At 36.3% G+C, this 24,375-nt stretch carries 27 protein-coding genes and 2 pseudogenes; 7 read left to right on the forward strand and 22 right to left on the reverse strand.

Annotation, left to right across the window (positions count from 1 at the left end):
* Position 1 precedes the first annotated feature (1 nt).
* The 4 genes from spoVAD to NiCM35_RS20105 form a co-directional block, all read right to left on the reverse strand.
* On the reverse strand, positions 2-1,015 hold the full coding sequence (spoVAD, locus tag NiCM35_RS20090) for a stage V sporulation protein AD (protein WP_031538350.1): 1,014 nt from the start codon (positions 1,013-1,015) through the stop codon (positions 2-4).
* Entirely contained in the window at positions 1,015-1,494 is a 480-nt protein-coding gene (gene spoVAC, locus NiCM35_RS20095; protein WP_017695333.1) for a stage V sporulation protein AC, read from the reverse strand. Before spoVAC ends, spoVAD begins: the two co-directional genes overlap by 1 nt.
* Positions 1,495-1,511: 17 nt before the next feature.
* The gene (locus NiCM35_RS20100) at positions 1,512-1,967 is read right to left on the reverse strand and encodes a YhcN/YlaJ family sporulation lipoprotein (protein ID WP_031538351.1); all 456 of its coding nucleotides are present in this window, start codon (positions 1,965-1,967) and stop codon (positions 1,512-1,514) included.
* Positions 1,968-2,041: 74 nt separating this feature from the next.
* The gene (locus NiCM35_RS20105) at positions 2,042-2,248 is read right to left on the reverse strand and encodes a DUF1657 domain-containing protein (protein ID WP_017695330.1); all 207 of its coding nucleotides are present in this window, start codon (positions 2,246-2,248) and stop codon (positions 2,042-2,044) included.
* A 287-nt stretch (positions 2,249-2,535) separates the two neighbouring features.
* Between NiCM35_RS20105 and NiCM35_RS20110 the strand changes: the two genes are divergently transcribed.
* Both NiCM35_RS20110 and NiCM35_RS20115 read left to right on the forward strand, forming a co-directional pair.
* A complete protein-coding gene (locus NiCM35_RS20110; RefSeq protein ID WP_162837599.1) occupies positions 2,536-2,709 on the forward strand; it encodes a hypothetical protein in 174 nt (57 codons plus the stop codon).
* 141 nt (positions 2,710-2,850) lie between these two features.
* The gene (locus NiCM35_RS20115; RefSeq protein ID WP_031538352.1) at positions 2,851-5,847 is read left to right on the forward strand and encodes a Tn3 family transposase; all 2,997 of its coding nucleotides are present in this window, start codon (positions 2,851-2,853) and stop codon (positions 5,845-5,847) included.
* A gap of 178 nt (positions 5,848-6,025) precedes the next feature.
* Here the strand turns inward: NiCM35_RS20115 and NiCM35_RS20120 are convergent, their stop codons facing one another.
* Together NiCM35_RS20120 and NiCM35_RS20125 are read right to left on the reverse strand one after the other, a co-directional pair.
* Positions 6,026-6,532 (reverse strand): DUF421 domain-containing protein, encoded by a 507-nt coding sequence (locus tag NiCM35_RS20120; protein ID WP_433780708.1) that lies wholly within the window; start codon positions 6,530-6,532, stop codon positions 6,026-6,028.
* Positions 6,533-6,604: 72 nt separating this feature from the next.
* Positions 6,605-6,940, reverse strand: a pseudogene (locus NiCM35_RS20125) (DUF4317 family protein); the annotation flags it as partial.
* A gap of 344 nt (positions 6,941-7,284) precedes the next feature.
* On the opposite strand from NiCM35_RS20125, the gene NiCM35_RS20130 reads away from it, so the two are divergent.
* Genes NiCM35_RS20130 through NiCM35_RS20140 form a run of 3 tightly spaced genes read left to right on the forward strand, consistent with a single transcriptional unit; the run spans position 7,285 to position 10,988 of the window.
* Entirely contained in the window at positions 7,285-8,760 is a 1,476-nt protein-coding gene (locus NiCM35_RS20130; RefSeq protein ID WP_031537010.1) for a spore germination protein, read from the forward strand.
* A 4-nt stretch (positions 8,761-8,764) separates the two neighbouring features.
* Entirely contained in the window at positions 8,765-9,898 is a 1,134-nt protein-coding gene (locus tag NiCM35_RS20135; protein ID WP_081836610.1) for a GerAB/ArcD/ProY family transporter, read from the forward strand.
* Positions 9,885-10,988 carry a Ger(x)C family spore germination protein gene (locus NiCM35_RS20140; protein WP_031537012.1) on the forward strand — a complete coding sequence of 368 codons (1,104 nt, stop codon included), beginning with the start codon at positions 9,885-9,887 and terminating at the stop codon, positions 10,986-10,988. Before NiCM35_RS20135 ends, NiCM35_RS20140 begins: the two co-directional genes overlap by 14 nt.
* 81 nt (positions 10,989-11,069) lie before the next feature.
* On the opposite strand, the gene NiCM35_RS20145 is transcribed toward NiCM35_RS20140, so the two are convergent.
* The 5 genes from NiCM35_RS20145 to spxA form a co-directional block, all read right to left on the reverse strand.
* On the reverse strand, positions 11,070-11,339 hold the full coding sequence (locus NiCM35_RS20145; RefSeq protein WP_031537013.1) for a transposase: 270 nt from the start codon (positions 11,337-11,339) through the stop codon (positions 11,070-11,072).
* A 919-nt stretch (positions 11,340-12,258) separates the two neighbouring features.
* Positions 12,259-12,594 carry an IDEAL domain-containing protein gene (locus NiCM35_RS20150; RefSeq protein WP_031537014.1) on the reverse strand — a complete coding sequence of 112 codons (336 nt, stop codon included), beginning with the start codon at positions 12,592-12,594 and terminating at the stop codon, positions 12,259-12,261.
* 147 nt (positions 12,595-12,741) lie between these two features.
* On the reverse strand, positions 12,742-13,170 hold the full coding sequence (locus tag NiCM35_RS20155; RefSeq protein WP_031537015.1) for an RrF2 family transcriptional regulator: 429 nt from the start codon (positions 13,168-13,170) through the stop codon (positions 12,742-12,744).
* Between the two features lie 262 nt (positions 13,171-13,432).
* Positions 13,433-13,567: a BA3454 family stress response protein gene (locus NiCM35_RS20160; protein ID WP_031537016.1), complete on the reverse strand. Its 135-nt coding sequence runs from the start codon at positions 13,565-13,567 to the stop codon at positions 13,433-13,435.
* A 27-nt stretch (positions 13,568-13,594) separates the two neighbouring features.
* A complete protein-coding gene (gene spxA / locus NiCM35_RS20165; RefSeq protein WP_031537017.1) occupies positions 13,595-13,990 on the reverse strand; it encodes a transcriptional regulator SpxA in 396 nt (131 codons plus the stop codon).
* A 186-nt stretch (positions 13,991-14,176) separates the two neighbouring features.
* On the opposite strand from spxA, the gene NiCM35_RS20170 reads away from it, so the two are divergent.
* Positions 14,177-14,398: a hypothetical protein gene (locus tag NiCM35_RS20170; RefSeq protein WP_031537018.1), complete on the forward strand. Its 222-nt coding sequence runs from the start codon at positions 14,177-14,179 to the stop codon at positions 14,396-14,398.
* 94 nt (positions 14,399-14,492) lie between these two features.
* Here the strand turns inward: NiCM35_RS20170 and NiCM35_RS20175 are convergent, their stop codons facing one another.
* From NiCM35_RS20175 to NiCM35_RS20210, 8 genes are all read right to left on the reverse strand, one after another.
* The gene (locus NiCM35_RS20175; protein WP_031537019.1) at positions 14,493-15,392 is read right to left on the reverse strand and encodes an aldo/keto reductase; all 900 of its coding nucleotides are present in this window, start codon (positions 15,390-15,392) and stop codon (positions 14,493-14,495) included.
* A 150-nt stretch (positions 15,393-15,542) separates the two neighbouring features.
* Complete coding sequence (locus NiCM35_RS20180; RefSeq protein ID WP_031537021.1) at positions 15,543-16,259, reverse strand: SDR family oxidoreductase; 717 nt, start codon at positions 16,257-16,259, stop codon at positions 15,543-15,545.
* 91 nt (positions 16,260-16,350) lie between these two features.
* On the reverse strand, positions 16,351-16,863 hold the full coding sequence (yraA, locus tag NiCM35_RS20185; RefSeq protein WP_031537022.1) for a cysteine protease YraA: 513 nt from the start codon (positions 16,861-16,863) through the stop codon (positions 16,351-16,353).
* 290 nt (positions 16,864-17,153) lie between these two features.
* Positions 17,154-18,176: an LLM class flavin-dependent oxidoreductase gene (locus NiCM35_RS20190; protein WP_031537023.1), complete on the reverse strand. Its 1,023-nt coding sequence runs from the start codon at positions 18,174-18,176 to the stop codon at positions 17,154-17,156.
* Positions 18,177-18,210: 34 nt separating this feature from the next.
* Positions 18,211-19,176 (reverse strand): TIGR03571 family LLM class oxidoreductase, encoded by a 966-nt coding sequence (locus tag NiCM35_RS20195; protein ID WP_031537024.1) that lies wholly within the window; start codon positions 19,174-19,176, stop codon positions 18,211-18,213.
* An 11-nt stretch (positions 19,177-19,187) separates the two neighbouring features.
* On the reverse strand, positions 19,188-19,439 hold the full coding sequence (locus tag NiCM35_RS20200; RefSeq protein ID WP_371472758.1) for an ArsR/SmtB family transcription factor: 252 nt from the start codon (positions 19,437-19,439) through the stop codon (positions 19,188-19,190).
* Between the two features lie 258 nt (positions 19,440-19,697).
* A complete protein-coding gene (locus NiCM35_RS20205) occupies positions 19,698-19,823 on the reverse strand; it encodes a hypothetical protein (RefSeq protein ID WP_264298268.1) in 126 nt (41 codons plus the stop codon).
* Positions 19,824-20,201: 378 nt separating this feature from the next.
* Positions 20,202-20,720 carry a DJ-1/PfpI family protein gene (locus tag NiCM35_RS20210; protein WP_031537026.1) on the reverse strand — a complete coding sequence of 173 codons (519 nt, stop codon included), beginning with the start codon at positions 20,718-20,720 and terminating at the stop codon, positions 20,202-20,204.
* A 148-nt stretch (positions 20,721-20,868) separates the two neighbouring features.
* Here NiCM35_RS20210 and NiCM35_RS20215 point away from each other — a divergent pair, with 148 nt between their 5' ends.
* Positions 20,869-21,258: a winged helix-turn-helix transcriptional regulator gene (locus tag NiCM35_RS20215; RefSeq protein WP_031537027.1), complete on the forward strand. Its 390-nt coding sequence runs from the start codon at positions 20,869-20,871 to the stop codon at positions 21,256-21,258.
* A 524-nt stretch (positions 21,259-21,782) separates the two neighbouring features.
* Here NiCM35_RS20215 and NiCM35_RS20220 read toward each other — a convergent pair.
* The 3 genes and pseudogenes from NiCM35_RS20220 to NiCM35_RS20230 form a co-directional block, all read right to left on the reverse strand.
* Positions 21,783-21,956 (reverse strand): hypothetical protein, encoded by a 174-nt coding sequence (locus tag NiCM35_RS20220; protein WP_155986741.1) that lies wholly within the window; start codon positions 21,954-21,956, stop codon positions 21,783-21,785.
* 601 nt (positions 21,957-22,557) lie between these two features.
* Positions 22,558-23,230 (reverse strand): annotated as a pseudogene (locus NiCM35_RS20225) (DUF421 domain-containing protein).
* A gap of 257 nt (positions 23,231-23,487) precedes the next feature.
* The gene (locus NiCM35_RS20230; protein ID WP_031537030.1) at positions 23,488-24,348 is read right to left on the reverse strand and encodes a DUF421 domain-containing protein; all 861 of its coding nucleotides are present in this window, start codon (positions 24,346-24,348) and stop codon (positions 23,488-23,490) included.
* Positions 24,349-24,375: the final 27 nt, after the last annotated feature.

The raw sequence follows: 24,375 nt of genomic DNA on the forward strand, positions 1-24,375 counted from the left end.
ATCATTGTTCACCTCCATATTCAATCGATACCGCATGTGCAATACAAGGAATCGTTTCATTTTGCTGAAAAGAAAGAGGAGATAATAAAGCACCTGTTGCAACGACTAACATTCTTTTGAATTCACCTTTTTTCATCCGGTTTAACAGATGACCATAAACTACCGTTGCTGAGCATCCTGCTCCACTTGCTCCTGCAAGAACCGGTTGCCCCTCCCTATAAATCATAAGGCCACAATCTTGGTATTGCTCTTTACGAATAGGAATTCCATGCTCTTTAAATAGATCCAAAGAAACTTCATGCCCAATTTTCCCAAGGTCTCCTGTAACAATTAAGTCATAATAAGACGGATCGACGTTTCGTTCTTTTAAATGCGCTTCAATGGTATCAACTGCAGCAGGAGCCATAGCCCCTCCCATATTAAAAGGATCGGTTAGACCCATATCAATTACACGACCTATTGTGGCAGAAGTGACACGAGGCCCATCCCCAGAATCACTTAAAAGGGCTACACCGGCGCCAGTAACTGTCCATTGTGCCGTAGGAGGTTTTTGTCCACCATACTCTGTAGGATACCGAAATTGTTTTTCAACAGCTGTATCATGACTGGAAGCTCCTGTTAACAAATATTTAGCCCCTTTTGTATTAACGATATAAGCACCTAGAGCCAATCCTTCCATAGACGTAGAGCAGGCACCGAATAAACCAAAATACGGAGATCCAATTGTTCGACTGGCAAAACTTGTCGGAGTTATCTGGTTGATCAGATCCCCAGCTAGGATAAATTGAACTTGATCTTTTTGGATGCCCCCTTTTTCCATGGCTTTTTGACAGGCTTCTTCAAAAAGGACTTTATGTGCCTTTTCATAGGAATCCTGTCCAAGCCATAAATCAGCATGAAGGAGATCGAAATCTTCTGCGATCGCTCCGTTTGCTTCAAATGGTCCTCCAACTGTTCCAGTAGAAAGTATCACAGGTTTGTGTTCAAAGATCCATGTACGATGACCTGCAAGCATTATAAACCACCCCACTGGATTAAAATGGTCTTGATGAGGGCAATGACAAAAGCAGAAAAAACACCAAATAAAATAACCGCCCCTGCTAATTTAAACATGTTGCCGCCTACGCCCAGTACAAATCCTTCGGAACGATGCTCAATGGCAGGTGATATGACCGCATTGCCAAAACCAGTTACGGGTACAGCTGTTCCAGCCCCTCCAAATTGGGCCATTCGATCATATACACCAAAACCAGTAAGAAGCATCGTAATAAAAATTAACGTACCCACTGTCGGATTTCCGGCCGTTTGCTCAGTAAAATCAAAAAAATAAATGTAAAAGTCAGAAATACACTGACCGATCAGACAGATAAGTCCACCAGTTATAAAGGCCTTTATACAATTTTTAACAACCGGTCTTTTAATCTCTCGTTGTTTTTGCAATTTTTGGTATTCCTGTTGCACAGGAGTGAGTTGTTTCTTTTGATTATTAGACATAACTCGTTCCTTTCTCTTTATGTTTGTTCCTTCATAAGACTTTTCAGTTTATTTAAATCCTTTTTTAAGTTTTTCTCATTCGTATCGTTTTTTTTCAGTCTCTGTTCTATGTTTTCAAGTTCCCAGAACATTTTTTTATCACTCGAAACAAATACTTTATGATCGGGATACATTTTTTTTAAGTCAGATTTAACTGACTTCTCGATATTTTTTAATCGGAAACGGTTGAAATTTCCGACTTTTATCGCTACTAAAAGCTCATTATCTGTATTCACAGCCTTTACATCCGAAATTTCTTCCTTAGTGATAATCTTTTCTTTAGCATGATTGGCAACAGATTGATCAATTGGTTTACTTGTATGTACTTGTGAAATACTCAAATCATTATTATTATCTAACTGATTTTGGTTCCCGTTACACCCTGAACCCATTCCGATAAGGATTAAAATGAAAAATAATATTTTCACTTTCATGAAATCACCTCCATGTTTTACCAGTATAGGGATGCAAAAGGTTGGCCTTTCAACCAACCTTTTCGCCATACTCATTATTGTTGTTTGTATTGAGGTTCTTCTTGTTCGATTTGTTGAACACGTGGTTCAACATTATCAATAACGGATTGGGTTTGTGTAGCAGCATCTTGATAAAGTTTCTTAGCTTGTTGATTATCCGTACTGAGAGCAAATGTTTCAAAGCTAGCTTGAGCGCTTTTTAATCCAGCTAAAGCTGTTTTAACGTCATTTATGACTGTCATGAATAACACCTCCTATGATTTGACAGTAATATGGTGCTAAATAAAATATAAATTTATTCATTTATTTTTAAAATTTAAATATGAAATATTTTAAGGTTTTTGGTAAATCAAGCTTTTTTAAAAAAGTGATTAAAGTTCAGTTGATTTATTCATGGGTTACTGTGAGTTTTAGTCCAAACATAGACATATATGCTTTTTGTTTTGGAAATGGAGTAATAGTTGCAGGTTTGTGTTATTAAATTATTTAACATAAGAAAGTGGAAAATTATCAAAGGAGAATAGGAAGTATGTATAAAGATTATAGTGAAATGGTTTTAGGACCAAAACCACGAGCTAGACAAAAGAATTTTTTTGGAAGTTTAGAGGATAGTTTTAAAAATCCTATTATACATAAGGAAATTCATCGCGATAAAGTTTATGTTCCCTTAGATCTAAGTAGGGTTTGGGACAGGATACATTAAAATAAGCATTTTCATTTGTATAGCAACTTCTAGGCTTAGTGACAGGGTTGCTGCTCTAGACCGCAAAGTAGAGTTTTCACCCTCTATTCAATAGATTACACTCAAAATAGTGATTATTCTAATGTTAGGGGAAGGATATTTATGAAACGAAATTGGAATGAAGATGAGCTGCTAGAACATTTTGTAGTAGTATCAATTGAAAGAAAACTGATTGGTAATAAAACAGGGGCAAGTCGTTTAGGATTTGCAGTATTATTAAAGTACTTTCAACAAGAGGCTAGATTTCCTTCTAAGAAACAAGATATTCCCAAAGTGGTAGTTGAATTTATAGCACAGCAATTGGGGTTATCTTCAGTGCTCTTTGTGGAATATCGTTGGGGCGCAGATGAAAGAAACTTTACTTATTATCGAAAACAAATTCGAGAATTCTTCGGTTTTCGAGAACTTACAGCAAAAGATAACGAACTTTTGACAGAGTGGTTACACGGTCAAGTTCAATTTACTCATGATATCGACTACTTAAAAAATCAGGCATATAGCTTATTTCGTAAGTGGAAAGTCGAACCTCCTTCGATTGGAAGCTTGAATCGGATGATTGATTCTGCCATTGACACTTTTGAAAAGAATTTATATCAATCGACTTATCATCAGCTGTCTCCTAGGACTTGTTCTCGATTAGATGCATTACTGGAATCTCATGCGGATGAGGAATCGGAAGAAGGTTTTGAAGAAGAGTTTCATGAGAAAGTGGAATCTGACATTTTAACTTTTCGGCACCTTTTATCTTCTCCTCGTAAACCAAGTGTAAGCACCATGGAAATGGAAGTTAAAAAACTATTAGCGATCAAGCATCTACACATTCCTCCAGGATTATTTCATCATTTGACTCCGAAATTAGTAAAGAAATATCGACTTCGTGCAGCTACGGAGACCTTAACGGAATTGCGTGCACACCCAGCACCCATTCGTTATACTCTACTTGCCATCTTATTTTCGCATCGTCATGGGGAAGTCATTGATTATTTAGCTGATTTATTGGATGAAATTACGCTTAAGTTCGGAAATAAGGCCAAGAATACAACCCGAAAAGAAGCAGTAAAGGAATTAGAAAGAATCCAAGGGAAAAATAAACATATTGTCAACTTATTAAAAGCGACGGTAGATCATCCAGAAGGCGTTATTCAAGATACTCTATTCCCTATTGTCAGTCCTTCCACGATTCAAGATATTATAAAAGATATGACAAAAAATAATCGGGAATACAAAGAAAAAATCTATACAAAGATGCATGCCTCTTATCGCGGATATTATCGACATGCTTTCTCTAATATTTTAATGAATCTTACCTTTCGGTCCAACAATAAATTTCATCAACCTGTGATTGAAGCCATTCAACTCATTCGAGAATATGGAGAAAGTGGGCAACGTTTTTTCGCTGCTGGAGATGAAGTGCCTATTGAAGGCGTAATTCAGCCCAAATGGAAAGATGTCATTATCGAGATAGACAGCAAAGGCATAGAGAGAGTGAATCGAATCAATTATGAAATTGCAGTGATCCAATCGCTTCGTACTCGTCTTCGTTGTAAAGAAATTTGGATTGAGGGTGCTGATCGATATCGAAACCCAGATGAAGATCTCCCCCAAGATTTTGAAGAGCACAAGGAAGAATATTTTCAAGCACTGAAAGCACCACTTGATGTAGAGCCTTTTATCGAAGATATTATACAGTTGATGAAAGATAAGCTCCAATTACTAAATCAAGGGTTAGAGGTTCAAAGTAACGAACAAGTCGCGATTACTACTAGAAATAACAAGGGGTGGATTCGAGTCACTCCACTTGAAAAGCAAATTGAACCCCCACATGTGATGAGGATTAAACAGGAGATTAAGAATCGTTGGTCTGATATCAACCTATTGGATTTATTAAAAGAAACAGATTTTCATACGGAGTTTACCCAGCATTTTAAGACCACTGCTGATAGCGAGATTTTAGATCGAGAAACCATCCAACGACGGCTTCTTCTCAGTTTATTTGGATTAGGAACGAATACAGGTTTGAAAGCTGTTTCTGCTGGAAACCACCTAGATGGTTATCGGGAGCTTCGGTATATCCGTCAAAAATTTATTCATAAAGATCATTTACGAAAAGCCAATGCAGAGGTTACCAATCATATTATCTACCATCGGCAGAAAGAAGTATGGGGAGAAGCTACTACTGCATGTGCTTCCGATTCAAAACATTTTGGATCTTGGGATCAGAACCTCCTTTCCGAATGGCATCCTCGTTATAAGAGGCAGGGGGTTATGATTTATTGGCATACGGATCGAAAATCGGCATGTATTTATTCTCAGCTTAAGTCCTGTCTCTCTTCCGAAGTGGCCGCGATGATAGAAGGGGTCCTTCGTCACTGCACAGATATGAAAATCGATCGAAATTATGTCGATACACACGGACAAAGTGTGGTTGCTTTTGCTTTTTGTCATCTGCTTGGTTTTAAGCTGATGCCACGTTTCAAAAATATAGGTTCTCAAAAGTTATATCGTCCAGAAGCTGGCATGAATGATGAATATCCTCACCTGCAACCGGTTTTAAGTAGACCAATTAACTGGGATCTTATTGGACAACAGTATGAACAAATCATTAAGTATGCAACTGCTCTACGTTTGGGTACTGCTTCTGCCGAATCCATATTAAAGCGATTTACTAGGGATACAAAACATCCAACATATCTAGCTTTATGTGAATTAGGGAAAGCGATTAAAACGATCTTTTTATGTGATTATTTACACTATGAAGAGATTCGCAGGGAGATCCATGAAGGATTAAATACAGTGGAACAATGGAACTCGGTGAACACCTATATTTTTTATGGAAAAAATAGTGAAATTCGTTCCAATTCTATAGAAGATCATGAGGTGTCTGCCTTATCACTTCAATTGCTGCAAAATTGCTTAGTCTATATGAATACCTTAATGGTACAAGAAGTACTTTATGACAACAACCAATATTGGTTGGAGAAAATGACTCCAGAAGATTTTAGGGGATTAACACCTTTATTTTATCATCATGTCAATCCATACGGAACTTTTGAACTCAATATGAATCAGCGAATACCTATTAAGTTGAAAGTGTCGTAGTTTTGATCATTTTGATCGGTGACAAAAACCAGCTAATATCCCGTCAAGATATTAGCTGGTCTTTTGTAATGAACACTTAGATGCGGAAAGAGCGCAATCCTTACTCCAGAAAAGCGCCCGTTGAAGACTAAAGTTTATATTCACCAAGAAAATTGATATGCTCTTATCCTAACAAATTTTATTTAGGACTTACATGTATGCCTTCACTCTCTCGCCAATCTGCGTAGAGTATACGCTTTACATTATCATATCCATTGGTAGTTAATTGGTTATCTAACCACTGTTGATCAAATCCGAGTTCATGTAAATTATCCCATAAAATTTCCCCATCTATAATTAACGATGTTGGGAGGTCTACTGGACTTTCTGGAAGATTGAGATCTTGCTTGTCTGGTTTTTGATACTTGGATTTTAGTAATAAACTTAATTGCCCATTAGCTTCCAATATACCGTATTTGACTTCGCGAACTGAAAAGACATTATTTTGACGGAGTATACTCAATACTTGATTTACATCCAATTTGTTCTTTGTAAGTAACTTTCTGTCCATAACACCATCTCGAATGATTATGTTAGGATTGCCTAATAAGAGAGAACGTGTCGATTTATTTTTTAGAGTCATAAACTCTATTCCCAACATAAGAAACGTCCACAATCCGATGGCGTTATTTATGATACGGTTCACCGTAACAGGGCTAAATGAGGTTTTTTCCCCTGTCCATTTTAGATAGCTGGCTGAAGGATCACCCAATCTCTCTTACTCCAACAGCTCTTCCGGAAGCAGCTTAAATCCTTCAATCATCGAGTCTTCTTCCACCTTGATCAATAGACAGCGTTTGCCATTTTAATTGACCTGTTTGACATATCTCAAGTCTTGAGGGCTGATTGCAACATTCGCTACTTTTGTGCTGATCTTAATGGACTTGGACGCGTAACTCGGAACGATATGGCTTGCTTTCATTTCATACGTTTTGTCTTCAACCACCTGCTGAAATGCCCTTTCCACTTTTTCCGTATTCATATCTTTTACGCCGCTCGCCTTCAGCACACGTTCAATCTCTTTAGTATCCAAAGTAGGAGTACTCTCTTCTTCCACCACTATTTTCAGTAAATCGTTATCCAACTTAAATTGTTTTCGAATCTCTGCTATATCTTTGTTATTCATCTCTAAATTTTAACTCCCTGGCTAGTAAGATTCGTGTTTTGAACAAAAAAGAGCATCCAAAGCTACAGTTAGCTTTTGACACTTCTTTATTATAACAATCTTTAAGATGAAGAAGGCCTATCTATTATGGATTGCCTTTGTTCCTCTTGGGTCGTTATGCACCTCTACGTGTTTTGTATATTTTAAAATTAAATTGGTAACAATGTGTATGAATATGAAATTTTTAAGTACGACTAGAAATGTTTTTTCTCAATAAGAGGGGTGGGATGTACATGTTTTGGAAAAAAAAACAAATTGAAAGTAAGTTTGTTGCTCAATCAATAGCTGAATCAGAATTATCGATAGAAGCTCTGAAAAAAAGCCTCGTTCAAATGGATGATGCAGAATTTGTGGAAATTGACATTTCCGTTATTCGAAAAATTCATCTTGTTTACATACGAACTCTCATTGACCAAGAAAAATTAAATGAAAGCATTATAAAACCTTTAACTAAATGTTCCAAACCGTCTATTCAAGATTGTATTACGAATTCCTCCATTATTCACATTCCTAATTTTATAGAGGCAAAAAAACAGTTGTTTTCAGGTTCCATTTTGTTATTTGATTCTTCGCAAAACCTTTGGTTAGCTGTGCCATTAAAAAATCCTATTGGACGTGCCATTGAAACTTCCGAAACAGAAACCATTCTGTTCGGAGCAAAGGACAGCTTTAGTGAACAAGTAGAACAAAATATTACGCTTATTCGAAGACGACTCCCCATACATGAACTGAAAGCAGAGAAGTTTACTGTCGGTTCTATGAGTGAGACAAGTGTTGTTTTAATGTACATAGAGGGGCTGACTAATCCAGATTTTGTTTCAACAGTCAAAGAGAAGATTTCTGAAATTAATTTTGATCTCTTCTTTGACTCCTCTCAAGTTGCGGCATTCATGGAGGAACATCAAAACAGTATTTTTCCTCAGTTTCAGCAAACTGACCGGCCTGATGTAGTTGCTTATTCTCTGGGATTAGGAAAGATCACCCTTCTGGTAGACAATACACCATTTGCTCTTGTTGCACCCATTACTTTTTTCCATTTGTTCCAATCACCCGAGGACTATATTAATCGATGGGTAGTTGCCAGTTTTTTGCGCATCATCCGATATGCCAGTTTTGTTCTGTCAATCACATTGATTCCTTTCTATGTGGCATTGACAACTCATCACTATCAAATGATTCCTATGCAAACACTTCTGGTCTTGGTCGAATCAAGGAGCATGCTTCCTTTTACTCCTTTTTGGGAAGCATTTATCATGTTAATTTTTATTGAAATCATAAAAGAAGCAAGTTTAAGAATGCCTACAAAAACTGGTCAAACACTTGGGGTTATTGGTGGTATTGTGATTGGTCAAGCAGCTGTTGAGGCTGGATTCGCTACCAAAGTATTAATTGTCATGGTTGGGATCTCGACGATAGCTTCCTTTCTTATTCCCAACTACCTTATGACAAAAGCAAATTCATTAATTCAATTGATGCTTCTTGTTTTTTCTTCTTTACTTGGGATAATTGGGATTGCACTAGGAAGCATTGCTATTTTGGCTCATCTTAATAGCTTGTCTTCAATCAAGCAACCCTATTTTTCACCAGTTTCCCCTTTTTTCGGTAAGGATTGGATTGACTTATTCATTCGAGGGCCATTAGTCAAAATGTTGGAGCGTCCAGAGCATCTTAAACCTCTAAAACAGAAGAGAGATAAAACTAGGAGATGACTTGATGATGGAAACCCACCAATTATTTAAAAAGAATGAAACCTATAATGGGTTCTATGCCATGTTGTTGGTAAATCGCCTCCAAATGCTATACTTCTTTCTGATTATGCCAAATATCTTGATCAATCCATATATGATTTGGGTGCTTATAGCTGTCGGGATATTATCCCAACTAAACCTTCTTCTTTTATCGAAGTGGCTTTTAACCCGTTTATCTAGCAATGGATATAATGGATTTGTCCAATTGTTTGGGAAAAAATTGGTACGTTTTCTCTCTTTCATCGGGTTGTTCTTTATTCTACTTAAACTTTCCGTCATAACGTTAGGATTCATCGAAATTGTTCAAACATTTATACTTCCATCAACAGATACAAATTTTCTTGTCTTTTTTATTTTGTTGTTATGTTTTTATGTCGCAGGTAGGGGCGTTGAACATACCATTCGTTTTGTGTTGATTTCTTTTTTCTGTACATTTTGGATGTTCACATTTTTCGTTTTTTTCGTCTTCCCTCCAATAGCTCAACTCAGTGATTTGTATCCACTTATTCCAATGGAGTGGAAAGTAGAAAATTGGAAAGCCGTTTTTTTAATTTTGTCTTCCTATTCTGGTCCGGAATTTCTGGTATTTTTGGGACCATGGCTTAAAACAAACAATAAAACCTTTCGCTATTTGTCTTACGGAAACGCTCTCACCGTTGTAGAGTATGTATTCCTATTTATAGCATCCCTATTTTTTTTCGGTTCCAATTATTTAAGTAAAACTCAATATCCAATTATTAATATGTCCCGTTATTTTCAAAACCCAGTGTTTGAACGAATTGATATGATCATGCTTTCCTTTGAATTATTTAACCTAGTTTTTGCAGTTTCTCTATTTCTACTATTGTTTTATGGAGCATCTAGAATAGCTTTTGGTAAATTGAGCAAGCCAACCAGTGGAAAAGGTTTGTTATTCAGTGTATTCCTTATTTTTATCGGAATGATTCTTGTGAATGAATTATTTTGGAAGCCTTGGGAGAAGCAGAATTTTTTACTTAATCTTCAAATTATAGCTGGAAGCATAAGCTATTTTCTTGTTCCACTTGTTATTGTTTTAGCAATGAAAAAAAGGGGAGTTAAAAAAAGTGCGTCTACATAAAAAGATATGTAATAGATTAATACTTCTTTTTATGACTATTTGTTTATCTGGCTGTGCCCCTTTTACCGAAAATAACCTTATTGAAGAAATTTCTCCCGTTACCTTTTTGGCAATTAGTAAGGGGGATACAGGGAAATTAAAAGTCAGTACAATTTTGCCTCCTCTAAGTAAAGAAAAGAAGTTTGTTATGTCGCAAGAAGTCAGCTTATTAAAGGAGGGAGTACAGAAGTACAACCTCAACTTCTACCAGGAAATGAAATCTGGACAAATGCGGATGCTGGTAATTAGTGATGAACTTGGAAGAGACGGCATTATGTCCATTATAAATGTATTATTGACTGATCCGGATATTTCTCCGAGAATCTATTTAGTAATCGTAAAAGGAAATTTTGATGAATACTTGGAAAGTCAATTGGACAAAGATGAAAACTTTGATTACTCGTTTTACCGTATGCTGAAGCATTATGAGGAAAAAAACCAAGGAGAATTAACTGTCGTTAATCTTCATCAATTTAAAAATTTGCTCTATACTCCTTATTCAGATCCTTTTTTGCCTGTATTCAAAATAGAAGAGGATGGGGTCAACTATGAAGGTACAGCCTTGTTTAAAGATGACAAGCTAGTTGAAACTATTTCATCTTTAGATGATCGTATCTTCCAGCTGATAAACAACGATCACTACTTAGTTGTTTTACCGATTCAAAAATTTGAAATTGTACTGGGTCATGTTAGATCTAAAGTAATAGTAGATTTCGATAGCAGCTATTCTACAATGACCTATACCGTGAATATGGACACTAGAATTGAGGAATACCGGGGAGAGAAACAATTATTTGACCCAAAGGAATTAGAAAATATGAAAAAAGATATCGAAACCCATCTTGAAAAACAAACACATGAACTGTTTAAAAAGATGCAAGAATTGAAAGTGGATCCATTACAGATTGGCATACAAACAAAAAGACCATTCTCAAAACCAATGGAAGAAAAAAAATGGATTGAATTGTTTGAGAAGATGGACATTAAAATACAATACAATATTAATATCGATCCTTTGACGGATGCAAATTCAAAAAGGCAAAACTTTTAATTTTTCTTATCGAATAACTCATAACGTATGTGATTTAATGCTTGATAAATATGCTTCGTATGCAAATCTTCCTTGTGCCATTCAGCCACAAACCCACCCACGTTCTTCCGCTGTTAATTCTGCAGGTTTTTGTGCTAAGCAGCGGTCAATAAAACGTGATTTATGGTGTTTCTTTACTTCACCTAAATACCGTCTACATCTTTGTTGGGCATCCGTGAAAAATTGGACGAGATGAAAGCGATCCAACACATGAATGGCAGATGGAAATCCGTTTGGTTCATCGTCGGTTGGCAAAGAAATTGTAAAAAAAGATGGTAACGGTAAAATCAATTTGATAAACTGGTTATACAAGGCGAAAACTCCTATCGTGGTTTGTCTAAGCAACAATTACGATACGTGAGTTTTCGCTTTTCTTCTATACTTAAATGTCACACGTGTTGATTAGCCAAAATCACGTAACACTTTTTTGATACATCATCCGAGCTGACGACAGAATTTCTTCGACGTATATTCGCCATTTTAATGGAAGTGCATGCCAAAGAAACAGGCGTGTAAAACCTGCAAATGACAAGGCTTCTACATCTGATTTTACCTGGATGCGCTTGTGTAAAAACTTTAATTAAACGGCTGACAATCCGTTCAAAAATGCGTTTCACGATGAGATAATTCAGTTCACCTAAACGTTTTGAAAGTGTCGAATAATCCACTGATTTCAAGCCTTGTGCTGGTGCAACATCCGCAGCGTGGTGCATACTTTTCCATTCAAATGTAGCGGCACCCACCAAGTAGTTTAAAAGTGTTGATACATCACATTTACGAGCCGTATCTTCAAACTGAACAGCTAGAATCCCGTCGATTTCTTTTTGTGAAATAAAGTTTTGAAGTAGTGTGAAAATCGTGGTATTCGCAAGCCTAGAGATTCCTCCTTGTAAAGGTTTGTGTGGTAACTTACATTTTACATGGAATCTCTCTTTTTTATTAGTTTTTAGTGATAAAAATTAGTTAATCAACAGACGTGATAACATATATGTATTAATTGCATATGTTATCTATAAACTTTATAAATATTTTACAATAATTCTTGTTGTTATTGTCCTAACCGAATATAACCATGATATTAAAACTATATATACCTTATACATATCTCATATGTACAACGGAAAACCATTACTGGCTCCGTTAGTGATGAATCACGATTTTCACGAAAAATGAATATTTCCAAACACGTTGTAATTTAATTTAAAAAATCTATATATAATTTGTATAAGTTTTAATGTACTCCATCAACAAGCTGATTGATTGAGTTTAACTTGGAAGAAAGCTCAATAAACCATGCTTCATCCCCCGTTGATAATGCCAAGTCTATTAGAAATAGAATTTCTTCCTTGTTTACCACCTTAGAAAGTGGCAGTTTCCTAACATTTTTACTTAAAATCGGAATTGTTTTGCCAAGCGTTTCACGATTGTCACTCGTAGCAACCGTTACTTTAACAACTCCATCCAGAATACTCTGTGATTCAATATAACCAATTATTAATTCCCCATCCTCTGATTTTCCCTTAATCCAATCACCTGTTTTCAAAACGGAATTACCATTCGTCAACATCCTTTTTCACCTTCTTAAGTTATTTTTGTATTTTATGAATGTAATCAAGATAGAACCTTTTTTTAAGCTACAGTCATCGGGGATATATCACCTAGATAAATCTGTAATGTTTTTTATTACAATTTAATAAAAAGAAGTCTACGGCCGTCAGTCACAGCCGCTATTTTGTTCTTGATTTATAAGATCGACAACTTCTTTAATTGTATAGTTCTTTAAATATTCACCCAAATGTTCTTCCGCACCTAAGAAAATTGTAAATAATACACTTTTCATATTTGCTCCCACAATACACTTTTCATTTGAATCAGTACACTTAGGCTGTAAAGCACCTTCAGAGGTTATCATATATATTTCCCAAAGATTAACTTCACTAAGCTCTAGAGTAAAAATAAATCCGCCGCCGGTTCCTTCTTTTGATTTTATAAATCCATGTTTTTTTAACAAGCTCAGCACTTTACGAATGCGTACTGGGTGGACACCAGCACTCTCTGAGATACCATCACTTGTTGACATACGGTCCGGCTGCAACGCAAGATAAGTTAAACTATGAATGGCAAGTGTAAAATCACTATTCATGTCCTGCCTCCTTATAAATCAACACAGCTAATTACCTTTTTGCTTTACATATAGCTTCTGCATCTTTTTTTAAAATCAATCAACATAGTGTAACAATATATATTACAGTTTATCTTGTCAAGTATCTAATTAGAAATGTTGTATTAACTCTTAACCATGAATAAGGAATTCCAAGCATCCTGTAAATCTTTACGAATCACCTTCACTTCCTTAAAGGTGCGTAAACATATTTGTTTGTTTAGAAATTTTTGTATAATTAAGTTTAATAACCCCATTGTTTTTTAACTTGTTCTTCTGCTAACTGTTTAATTTTTTCCCATGCCATTTCTTTATTTACAATGACATTGGTTTGATAATTTTTATCTTTATAATTAACTGTAACGAATACTTCAATCATCACTTTCTTCCTCCTTCCGAAATAATATTAATTGGCCACTTTTTGCCATTCGACGTTCGAAAATGTGCGAAGTCTACGAGGCAAAAAACTGCGGATTTCTTCCTCGTTATATCCAACCTGTAATCTTTTTTCGTCTTGGATAATTGGCCGGCGCAACATTTGAGGGTAGTTGATTATTAATTTATAAAATTCATTAAGTGGAAGAGATTCAATACTTACATTTAATTCCTGAAATGTTTTTGATTTAGTTGAAACAATGTCATTAGTCCCATCTTCAGTCAATCGAAGAATTGATTTAATCTCATCGACTGTAAGGGGATTGGATAATATGTTTCTTTCAATATACTCAATTTGATGTTCTTCAAACCAAGCTTTTGCTTTTCGGCAAGAAGTACAACTTGGTGTCGTATACAAATTAACCATACTTATACACACTCCTTCATATTATTCAGCTCATCTACTGGCTATACTGTAATTTTAATTATTACAGTTTGTAAAGTCAACTGTAAATTTATGGATTAAAATCAGAACGCATTAGAGTTTGTAATTTTTAAAATTACTGTACTTAAACTAGCCTCTTGAATGAAATGTTGGATAATAATGAAATAGATGGAAAAGACCCTCGTTGTTTTGTTCATTCTTGTTCTATTATCAGGGTATGGTGCTGACCGAATTATCGATAAAATTCAAATCATTGATACACTACCTTATGATAAGAAAGGAGACAAAATCGAAGGAATGGTGATCTATCCTCTCTTCACGGAAAAAGGGAAAACCGTATTAAAAGATTTCAAAACTTTTTCCAATACGTTTGAGGAAATCCTTCCATGATTGGATACAAAAGTCGCTTGGCCGGTTGAAATAGGAAAAAAAGGAGTCGCTGAAGCTTTAATAAGTCTCGATCGATCCTTTGTTCCCATTCATTTTATATAATATCCAAAGGTATTTTTCTTGTTGGTTTTGGAAATACCTCGTCAAGTCTGTTCAGATCTTCTATGGTCAATTGAATAGTAGCAGCTTGAGCATTGGCTAAAACATGTTCTTCCTTAACAGCTTTTGGGATAGCAATTACGTTGTTCGAACGAATGGTCCATGCAAGAGCAATTTGTAATGGCTGCACATTGTATCTTTCTGCAATCTCAATGATGGTTGGATCGCTTAGTAATTGTCTTCTTAAGCTCCCTCCCTGGGCCAGGGGACTATAGGCCATAATTGGCATGTTATGTTCATGATGCCATGGTAGGAGATCATAATCAATTCCTCTAGAACCTAGATGATATAACACTTGATTTGTCACACAATTTTTTCCGTTAGCGGTATCCCACAACTCTAACATATCATCCGTATCAAAATTAGAAACTCCCCATCTTACAATTTTACCATCCTTGCGCAGTCTCTCCATTCCTTCAATCGTTTCTGCCAATGGAACACGACCTCTCCAGTGTAAAAGATACAAATCAAGATGATCTGTTCCTAGTCGTTTTAGACTATTTTCACATGCACTTTCAATCAAATCTAACCCGGAATGATGAGGATATACTTTCGATACTAAAAAAACTTTATCTCTACGCCCCTTGATTGCCTCACCAACTAAACGTTCGGAATCGCCATTTCCGTACATTTCAGCCGTATCGATTAGCTTCATGCCTAGTTCAATTCCAAGTTGCAAAGCTTTGATTTCTTTGTTTCTCGATTCAGGATTTTCACCCATGTACCATGTTCCTTGACCAATGCTTGGAAGAAAGGTTCCATCAGGTAAAGTTACTACACGTTTTTCAAGTGAATGCTTAATTCTCAATATTTTTTCATTGTCAGGTAAACTCATTTTCATCATGCCTTTCATATCTCACCTTGTTTTTCTTGAACTGCAATTCTTCAATCATTACCGTTTATTGGAAAATCGGATCATTATTAAAAAATTAAATGTGGCTATACATGTTGTAGTATAGCCACAAAAATAACATTATAATCTCACTTATACCAAGTGAGCCCCGCCATCAATAAGAACAGTCGTCCCAGTAGTAAAACCATTTTTAGCAAGGTATACATAGGTTTCAGCTATGTCTTCCGGCTTTGCAATCCGTCCAACAGGGAGCTGTTGTGCAATGCCGTTGAACAGTGCTTGCCTCTGATCATCTGACATTCCAGCATAGATTGGAGTATCTACAATTCCAGGTGAAACCACGTTTACCCTAATAGGCGCTAGGTCTATAGAAAGTCCTCGAACCAATCCTTCAATGGCTGAATTGATTGCCGCTAACGTAGTAGCGCCTTGAGGAGGACGAACTCCATATACACCAGAGGTTAAGGTGATTGAGCTCTCATTGCTTAAATATGGAAGTGCAAAACGGACAGTGATATATTGCCCCCAGAATTTACTATCAAACGCCTCTTTTGCACTTGCCACAGGCAGTTCGCTAAAGTGCCCCATTGCGCCTTCACCTGCTGTTACCACAAGGTGGTCAAATTTTCCAACCTTACTGAAAAATTCTGCTACTTTTTCTTCGCTTCGAAAATCGATTTCAATTGCTTCTACATTGCCACCAAGAACTTGTTTTGCTTCATTTAATTTGGAAACAGAACGGCTGGCAATGATCACTTGAGCTGATTGATCGAGAAACGCTTTGGCAGTTGCTAAACCAATACCAGAAGTACCCCCTAAAACAACTACTCGTTTACCATTTAATGACATAGTAAAACCCCTTTCTTATTAAAACCTTTTTTTATTGAAATTCATTGTGAAATATTAATTTCTAAAACGATACTATTGAGTACTTACGCTATTATTCAGCTAATAATTTTAAGGATTCACGATTAAAGGCAGGAATGTCATCCGGAAAACGGCTTGTTACAATATTATTGCTTACCACAACTTCTTCATCTTTGTAGTTAGCACCTGCATTTTTGAGATCGTTCCTTATTGATTTGAAACCTGTTATGTCGACGCCTTTTAATAGGTCTGTATCAATTAATACTTGTGGGCCATGGCAAATGGCAAAAACAGGTTTACCTTCTTGTATAAATGCTTTTGCGAATTCACCAAAACGGTCGTCTTCACGTAATAAATCGGGAGAGAAGCCGCCAGGGATGAATAAAGCATCAAAGTCTTGAGGATTAACTTCCCCAATTCCTTTATCAATTTTTACTGCTTCACCTTTTTTACCAGTAATATCTTTTCCAGCCTGTATGTCGATTGTGATCACTTGATGACCAGCATCTTTAAATGCTCGTGCTGGTTCTGTGAATTCTACATCTTCAAATAAGTCTGTTATTAGTGTAGCGATTTTTTTGCTCATTATGATAAGCCCCCTTATAATTGTAAAGCATCGTTGGTATTATTCTCATTTAACACAATAAATACAAATAATCTACTGTTTTTAGTATATGTTACTGCTAGATATATGATGGTATAAAAACATTTAGTATCGCTCTGTCACGTGTTTAAGGATGGTGATGCCCTTTGGAAGAATTCGTGATGTCAAATCCTGCTTGTGACACATAGAAATACTTGATCCAAACCACATCTAAAAACGGTTCCCTTTTATCAAGTAAAACATCAATACTTTCCTTGCTGATGTCCTCCTTATTACCTTTCACTTTTTGTAATTTCTGACAGAAGCTCGTATGAATGCAGGCGAGCTTTGTGGTCGTAAACTTGTGCAATGACCATTATTTCATCTGCCTGGCTCTCCTCCAAAAATGTATATAGCTTGTCCTTTACCGTCTGCTGGCTGCCAACAATCGATGAGCCTAATTGCTGCTCGAGAGACTTTAATTGGTAGCTGCTGGCCAATTCGGAAATGTCATCTACCGGTGGTTGAAGCTGTGTAAGGTTGCCACTCATCAGATTCAAAAATTGCTGCTGCAGGGTTGTGAAAAGGCGCTTTGCCTCTTTATCCGTTTCTGCTGTAATGATATTCAATGCCACCATCGCATACGGCTTATCGAGAACATTCGAAGGCTTAAACGCCTTGCGATAGATCTGTAGAGCACCCAGAGTGTTAAGTGGCGAGAAATGGGCGGCAAACGCGAATGGCAAACCCAGTTCTCCGGCCAGCTGCGCACTGAAGCCGCTTGAACCCAGCAGCCAGATTGGAATATTCAAACCTTCACCCGGAATCGCTTTTATAGGGTTCCCTTGGGCCAGGGATGGATCAAAGTAACCGCGGAGTTCCGCTAATTGCTCAGGAAAGTCATCTCCGGTACTTCTCAAGTCGCGTCTCAATGCACGAGCGGTCAACTGATCTGTACCAGGTGCACGCCCCAGACCAAGGTCAATTCGCCCAGGATATAAGGATTCAAGAGTGCCAAACTGTTCAGCGATGACGAGCGGAGCGTGATTCGGCAGCATGATTCCTCCTGAACCAACCCGGATTTTTGATGTACCGGCTGCCACATGGGACATCACCACAGAAGTGGCGGAACTGGCGATAAACGGCATATTGTGATGTTCAGCGAGCCAAAAACGTTTGTAGTCAAGTTTTTCAGCATGCTGTGCGAGTTCCAATGTATTGCGGAAAGAGTCAGCAGGAGTACTTCCGGCTGTTATCGGTGAAAGATCAAGCACCGAGAAAGGAATTTCGTTTAGTTTATTTGCATGTTTAGACATAAGTTCATCTTCTTCCCTTATCTAATTTTTAAAACTAATCTAATACTGGAATTTCATGAGTCGAAAAGTAAGGCAACACAAACTCTCCAAGCTCCTGGATGACTTCCTCTGGAGGGCGCTTTGAAAAATACAATACAAATGCCAGGTGATTGACACCAATGGATTGAAATTGATATAGAATTTCTAATAACTGTTTGCGCCCTACACGAAATCCTAACGGAATCGGAACAGGAGACAAATCGGGATTTTCCGATAAATCGATAAATAAAGTCTGAGTGAAAGGTTTAAACACTCCTGGGGCGTAAATTTCCGACAACTCGCGATACTCGTTAATCAATTGAGTTTGTTGCGGGATAATCCTCGGGTACTGGATCCAGCCGTCCCCGTTCTGGGCGATCCATTCAATCGATTGATTGCTGAATCCTGTCACCATGGTCGGAATCGAAGAAAAAGGTTTGGGGATCATTCTCATATCCGTTCCATCGATGATGCCTAAATCGCTGTTGATAGTGGGATTGTGCTCCTTTAATAGCCGTTCAAGGAATGCATAATTCTTTTTAAACAGCCCTCCGCTTTCGAGCTTGGATATTCCCAAAGCTGTGAAATCTTTATCCCGGTCTCCTGAAGCCACTCCCATGATCAGCCGTTCGGGAAACAACCGGTCAATAGATGATGCTTCCTTTGCCACTCGGACAGGGTGGCGCAGCGGGAGGACCACACTCGCCGTCCCAAGTGCAATTTCCTTGGTATGGGCCGCAAGATAGGTCAAATAAATCCATACATCATACAATTGACCGTTATCATCAATATTCAAATTCTGAATCGTAACGTCCCGAAGCCACAATGCCGCGAAACCATGGTCTTCAATTTTGCGGGCAAGCGACAACTGATTTTCCATAATCGGATATTTGGACATCCTTGCCGTCGGAATCGTGAAACCAAGCGTCATTTTATCCTTTTGGTACAACCTGTTATATGCTCGATGCTGTAATAAACTCACTTCAATTCTCCTTAAATTTTTGTACCAATGTATTTTTCTAACTTTTTAATCGTTTCCTCATTACGGCGATAATACGTCCATTGTCCGATTCGCTTCATTTCAACCAGTCCGCTTTGCAGCAGAATCGATAAATACTGTGAAGTAGTGGATTGCGAAATCCCGGCCTTGCTTCGGATATCCCCTACGCAAACCCCACCTTCAAATCCTTCATCAGCAATAATATGGGCTTGCGGTGAAAAATGACTGTCGGGATCTTTTAACATTTGAAGAATGCTCACCCTCGTCTGGTTCGACAATGCTTTAAAAATTTCAACGGCTTGTTCATCATTTAAGCGTTCCAATTTCTGCTTCAATGTCATTTGCCTCTTTCTATATCGATTATCACTATCCCAATGGACGCTGGATAGATGATCTGAAAGCATCACGCCAAATCGGTAATTCGCGATATTAATATATTAGCCATTTGGTCTGTCCAAATCAAAAGATTTGTTTCGAAGGAGATACGGCGAAATGCTCCCTTCTTAATAAAGACCACTAAAAAAACTCTCTTCCCTTGATACCGCTTGTACCTTTTTGAGTTCTGATAATAGTTGCCCCTGCAGGCCTTCTTTTGGTTTTAATACAGCATTAATTACAATATGTTCCATTTTAATCCTCCTTAATAATGAGTAGTTTGTCTTTCTTTTATAAAGTTTTAAGGTGGCAGTGGGGTTTATGTCCCTCCCAGCATCGTGTAAAAAATATACCCTTTTAAATCTCTTATCAGCTTCAATTATGTAAGCTTTTACTGTTTACTCTTAACTTTTTTAGTATGACGAAAAAGTTGAGGTTTGATTTTCGATTGAATTTGATTGATATTCAACTAAAAGACGACCTAGTAAAACTATATAAATATCGTAACACGGTTCATATTGAATCAGAGTTAATATTTGGTGTATTTTTCTTACATTTGGATAGCCAAAAGCCTACGGAATTAATTCCGTAGGCTTTTGATTATATGAAAATTCAGCGAAGAGACTGTAGAATTAGCTTAATGCTTTTACTAAAGCTTCTCCAAATTCTTTAGCGCCATCTGGACCATCACCAGTGATAATATCATCATGAGCAACAACATGTTTTTCAACATATGTTACTTTATTCGCTTTTAATTGGTCTTTTTGTATATCTACTGGATAGCAAGTTGCTTCTCTTCCAGTAAGTAAACCCGTTTTAGCTACAGTAACCGCACCTGCACAAATCCCTGTTACAAGAACTTTATTAGTATACGCTTGTTTCAAGTAGTCTTGTAATTCTTTATTTTCCCATAAATGATCGTTCGTACCAGATCCACCAATAACAGATACAACATCATAGTCAGTCGCAGAAACGTCTGAGAAAATGACCTCAGCAATTGCTTTACCTTCATAATCCCCTATGATTTCACCTGTTTTTGTACTTGCAATTGTCACTTCAATTCCGTTGCTTTCCAATTCCGCTTTTGGTTGAAATAATTCGTCTTCATTGAAACGTTCTGGTGGTATAATTAAAAGTGCTTTTTTACTCATTAGTAGTTCCTCCTCATTAATAAAAATAATTCGCCGGTAAGACGACTATTTCATTCTACTGCTGGGTTTCTTCACTGTGAAGACTGCACTTTTTTGTAAGGAGGTTACCAACAGGTTACAATTGATACAAATAAGGAGGTAAGAATTTATGCCAGATACATTTAGAGATGAAGTTAAAGAAAAGATCATAAATGGTGATTATAATTGTGAAAAAGAACTTACCTTATCAATTATAAGTGGTAAATGGAAAATCGTTATTTTATGGCATTTAGGGGTAGAAGGACCACATCGATTCAGTGATCTCCAAAGGCTTTTTCCAAAAATATCTCATAAAATATTAACGAATCAATTAAGAGAACTGATGGAAGATGGAATAGTTCATCGCGAGGTTTATCCAGAAGTTCCACCGAAAGTGGAATATTCCATGACTGAATTGGGGATGACTTTACTTCCTATCGTTGAAATGATGTATGAATGGGGAAAAAATCGGATAGCAGAAATCATAAAAGAAATGGATATTTCGGAATTAAACAATTAAGCATAAGCTTACATTTACAATGTTGCTTTACAAAATCTATTAGAAAAGAAGCACCTTCACTTAACTGTAAGGAAGGTGCTTTTTATGCTTAATTGCGGAGTATTTGGATCATTTATGCTGTGGATTGGTTCAACTGAACAGGGATTGTGTTTTCTTTTATTTAAAATAAATTATACATAAAAGAATATATCAAAAGGCTTCCATTCCGCTAATGATGAATCAAGGGTCTTATTAAAAATTAACGAACTCATTTCCAAAACTGCATAATCCAAAAGGCTGGCTAAAAGAAATTTTTGTTTTTTAGGCAGCCTTTTTGCTTTACTAGCGTGTCAACATCCTTTCAAAGTGCTAGTCAATTTAAAAACTTGATTAGATAAATTAACTGTTTTTCAATGTTTAGAATCTTATATGCCCTCAAAAACCTCTTTTACTTATGATACGGTTCACCGAGGTTGATATTAAACTTATCTCTATAGTCATAATGAACGAAACGGCTCCCATCGCTTAACGTAGATTGCACTTGGTCATAATGGTACTATATGGGCCAACTCATGAATAGACGTTGCTAATGCTTGTGTTTCTGTGTTACGACTATTCATAACAATCTCTTTACCTTTACCATCTTTACCTTGAACAAAGGCACCTTTAGATGCTCCTAATTCTGTTACACCTAATTCCGATTGTCGCATATCTCTCATATCGATATTTAATTCTTTAGAAACAGCTTCTATCCCTTTCCTTAAATGCTCGACATTTCTGCCTTCTTCAATTTGGAAATTAAACTGTTTATTAGGGAATATTTTTGGTAAATCTTCTAATGGTGCATTCGTTTGGGATATATCGAATACATGCCCAACTTTAAAATTAGCAATTTTTCTTGTTGAGATCTGCCCCTCTTCGATAGGGATAATAAAGATGAGTAATAGGGATAACTAGTAAAAAGCCGATTCTCCTTTTATGTCAAGGAAAAATCGGCTTTTTAATTAATTATTTCGGATCAATTTGTTGGTGAATTGATTTTTATTAGATTAATGGAAAACTCTATTATAGCATTAGCCTTTTAGGCATTTGACTGTTTTTTCGGGAAAGAAAATTAATTATTAAACAACAACCACACTCAAAGTTTCACTCTTTATATCCCCATAGTATGGAAAAAGTTATAATGATGCATTTGGTTTCTCATCTTTCTTCAAAAATACTTAGAACTTGATAGTTTGATAAGGTACTGTACTAAGAAAACCATATTTACCTAAAACCGTTTATCTAGGATTAATATAGGGAGGGGAAATCGTTTTAAGATTAGTCGCTAATATCAAATGTGTTAATGTTTAGTGAATGGTCGGTATCTCTAACAGAAGCGTAAAATATATCTTTAATTTGATGATATCCCTTTGCCTTTAGTTCTTGCTTAAGCCACTCTTCATTCTTGTTGATTAATTTTAAATTACGCTTCTGAACTTTCCCTTCAATTACAACAGCTATTGGGAATCCATGGTATTCTACTTTCATATGTAAATCCTTTGGAGTAACAGGAACTAATTCTTTCCTTGGTAAAATGCTGATTTCACCTGTTGCTTCCAAAATCGCATATTCAATATCTTGAATATCTGGATATCTTGCTGTTCTTAAACCTGACAACAGCTCAGATAAAGGATATCTATTTTTCCTTAAATTTTTATATACAATTTTTCCATGTTTAACTAAAATAGTCGGTTTTCCTATAATAAAAGGGTTTAACCAATTTAATAAACTTAATTTTGATATAACTAAGTGACGCCCGTTATAACAATGATTCCAATAATCCCCTCTGTTACTCCATTTACTTTAATGGACCCCAATGCTAAATAAGATAAAAATAGAATCGCTCCAAATTCGTGAGGGGTAAGTTGTGCTAGGGCTGATTCCCTAAAATTTTTATGGATACAATAAAAACAATATATATATAAATTAATTTAACTAAAAAAATAGACACTTCTAACACCTCTTAGGAAAAATCACCTTAGTCTGAAGTCAGACTAAGGATGTTCATCTCTTTGACAATACTGCAAAAATTAACAGAGAAAGTTAACCAGTAATGTTTTAATATTTTAAGCACCCTCTAATCAATTTAAAAAAAGATATTTTTCCAAAGATTTTATTTTCAAGATTCGACTTAATGTTATTATGCAAAAAATGGTACTACTTTTTTGTTATGTGTCTTAAGATCATCCAATATAGCGAAATAAACCATTATCCTTTTAAAATAGGCATCACTTTATCAATAGCTTCTTGTAGTTTTTCACTATTTTTACTATACATTTGCTTAGCTTCTTTTGATTCGGTTCCAAGAGCAAACAACTCTAAGTCTGCTTGGCATTTTTTCATGGTCGAAAGAATTGAAGGTCTTTCTTGAGGAGATGCGACTTGTAATTGATCGTCAAACAGGTCAACTGTTAACTCTCCATAGGAATTAACTTGTCCAAGAAAAACATTTTCTACCGTTACACCAAGTTTTTCTAATTCAGTGTGTAACCAAGCACGGCTTCGTCCAATAGTCGCAAGTGGTTCATCCATGATCACACCATCCATAATGACAGTCTGAGGCTCTTTAATTGAAGCAACCGTCAAGTTTAGATCCTTTGCTGTTAATGGTTGGTTTTCTTTCTTTAACATGACGGATAAATCCCCTGTTGCCTCTAATACAGCGAATTCTACATCAGACACCTGATAAACATCCTTCTTACGAAGTAATTCTAATAATTCATCTGTCGTGTATCTTTCCTTTTTTAAATTATCTTCCATGATTTTCCCATCTTTTATAAAGACAGTTCCTGTTCCTTCTACAAAATCACGGAACTTTTTACTTTTTAAGGAAAGCAAACCAGATAAAAAGGGTATTGCTGCAAAAATGACAATTCCAATGATTCCATGAAAAATGTTCCGTTCCAGTCCCATAGCAACTTCAGCACCTATACTTCCAATGGAAATACCAGTTGCATATTCAAAGAAAGATAATTCAGAGATTTGCTTTTTCCCTAACCATTTTGTAATAAAAAATAAAACAACAACAAAGAATATTGACCTTACGGCAATATCTAACCATTCAGGCACCACTTAACACCCCCTATAAAAATTATA

Source organism: Niallia sp. M35, from assembly GCF_050971705.1.
GTDB classification, from domain to species: Bacteria; Bacillota; Bacilli; order Bacillales; family Cytobacillaceae; genus Niallia; species Niallia circulans_A.

Bases quoted from the DNA above. Each gene is read 5' to 3' on its own strand.
- spoVAD (WP_031538350.1), bottom strand. From the start codon at position 1,015: ATGCTTGCAGGTCATCGTACATGGATCTTTGAACACAAACCTGTGATA.
- spoVAC (WP_017695333.1), bottom strand. From the start codon at position 1,494: ATGTCTAATAATCAAAAGAAACAACTCACTCCTGTGCAACAGGAATAC.
- NiCM35_RS20100 (WP_031538351.1), bottom strand. From the start codon at position 1,967: ATGAAAGTGAAAATATTATTTTTCATTTTAATCCTTATCGGAATGGGT.
- NiCM35_RS20105 (WP_017695330.1), bottom strand. From the start codon at position 2,248: ATGACAGTCATAAATGACGTTAAAACAGCTTTAGCTGGATTAAAAAGC.
- NiCM35_RS20110 (WP_162837599.1), top strand. From the start codon at position 2,536: ATGTATAAAGATTATAGTGAAATGGTTTTAGGACCAAAACCACGAGCT.
- NiCM35_RS20115 (WP_031538352.1), top strand. From the start codon at position 2,851: ATGAAACGAAATTGGAATGAAGATGAGCTGCTAGAACATTTTGTAGTA.
- NiCM35_RS20130 (WP_031537010.1), top strand. From the start codon at position 7,285: ATGTTTTGGAAAAAAAAACAAATTGAAAGTAAGTTTGTTGCTCAATCA.
- NiCM35_RS20135 (WP_081836610.1), top strand. From the start codon at position 8,765: ATGATGGAAACCCACCAATTATTTAAAAAGAATGAAACCTATAATGGG.
- NiCM35_RS20150 (WP_031537014.1), bottom strand. From the start codon at position 12,594: ATGTTGACGAATGGTAATTCCGTTTTGAAAACAGGTGATTGGATTAAG.
- NiCM35_RS20155 (WP_031537015.1), bottom strand. From the start codon at position 13,170: ATGAATAGTGATTTTACACTTGCCATTCATAGTTTAACTTATCTTGCG.
- NiCM35_RS20160 (WP_031537016.1), bottom strand. From the start codon at position 13,567: ATGATTGAAGTATTCGTTACAGTTAATTATAAAGATAAAAATTATCAA.
- spxA (WP_031537017.1), bottom strand. From the start codon at position 13,990: ATGGTTAATTTGTATACGACACCAAGTTGTACTTCTTGCCGAAAAGCA.
- NiCM35_RS20170 (WP_031537018.1), top strand. From the start codon at position 14,177: ATGGAAAAGACCCTCGTTGTTTTGTTCATTCTTGTTCTATTATCAGGG.
- NiCM35_RS20175 (WP_031537019.1), bottom strand. From the start codon at position 15,392: ATGAGTTTACCTGACAATGAAAAAATATTGAGAATTAAGCATTCACTT.
- NiCM35_RS20180 (WP_031537021.1), bottom strand. From the start codon at position 16,259: ATGTCATTAAATGGTAAACGAGTAGTTGTTTTAGGGGGTACTTCTGGT.
- yraA (WP_031537022.1), bottom strand. From the start codon at position 16,863: ATGAGCAAAAAAATCGCTACACTAATAACAGACTTATTTGAAGATGTA.
- NiCM35_RS20190 (WP_031537023.1), bottom strand. From the start codon at position 18,176: ATGTCTAAACATGCAAATAAACTAAACGAAATTCCTTTCTCGGTGCTT.
- NiCM35_RS20200 (WP_371472758.1), bottom strand. From the start codon at position 19,439: ATGTTAAAAGATCCCGACAGTCATTTTTCACCGCAAGCCCATATTATT.
- NiCM35_RS20205 (WP_264298268.1), bottom strand. From the start codon at position 19,823: ATGGAACATATTGTAATTAATGCTGTATTAAAACCAAAAGAAGGCCTG.
- NiCM35_RS20210 (WP_031537026.1), bottom strand. From the start codon at position 20,720: ATGAGTAAAAAAGCACTTTTAATTATACCACCAGAACGTTTCAATGAA.
- NiCM35_RS20215 (WP_031537027.1), top strand. From the start codon at position 20,869: ATGCCAGATACATTTAGAGATGAAGTTAAAGAAAAGATCATAAATGGT.
- NiCM35_RS20220 (WP_155986741.1), bottom strand. From the start codon at position 21,956: ATGAGAGATATGCGACAATCGGAATTAGGTGTAACAGAATTAGGAGCA.